At 49.2% G+C, this 541-nt stretch carries 1 protein-coding gene; it reads left to right on the top strand.

Annotated elements, in window-relative coordinates; genetic code table 11:
* Positions 1-541 (top strand): transketolase-like TK C-terminal-containing protein (locus tag VCHENC03_RS17280; protein ID WP_009705406.1); only part of this gene is annotated, 541 nt, incomplete at both ends.

Consider the following 541-nt stretch of genomic DNA (forward strand, 5'->3'; position numbering starts at 1 on the left):
TCAGAACATCCAAGTTTACACGCACGACTCTATCGGTCTTGGCGAAGATGGCCCAACTCACCAACCGGTTGAGCAAATGGCGTCTCTACGCCTGACTCCAAACATGAGCACATGGCGTCCATGTGACCAAGTTGAGTCTGCAGTGGCATGGAAACTAGCGATTGAACGTAAAGATGGCCCATCGGCGCTTATCTTCTCTCGTCAAAACCTAGCGCAACAAGAACGTACAGCTCAGCAAGTTGCTGATATCGCTAAGGGTGGTTACATCCTGAAAGACAGCGATGGCAAGCCTGAACTAATCCTAATCGCGACAGGTTCTGAAGTTGAACTAGCAGTGAAAGCAGCAGAGCAACTAACCGCTGAAGGTAAGAAAGTACGTGTTGTTTCAATGCCATCAACAGATGCATTCGACAAACAAGACGCAGCTTACCGTGAATCAGTACTGCCATCAGACGTAACTGCACGTATCGCTATCGAAGCGGGCATTGCTGACTTCTGGTACAAGTACGTTGGCTTCGACGGTCGCATCATCGGTATGACA

This window comes from Vibrio sp. HENC-03 (assembly GCF_000305755.2).
In the GTDB taxonomy this organism is placed as follows: Bacteria; Pseudomonadota; Gammaproteobacteria; order Enterobacterales; family Vibrionaceae; genus Vibrio; species Vibrio owensii.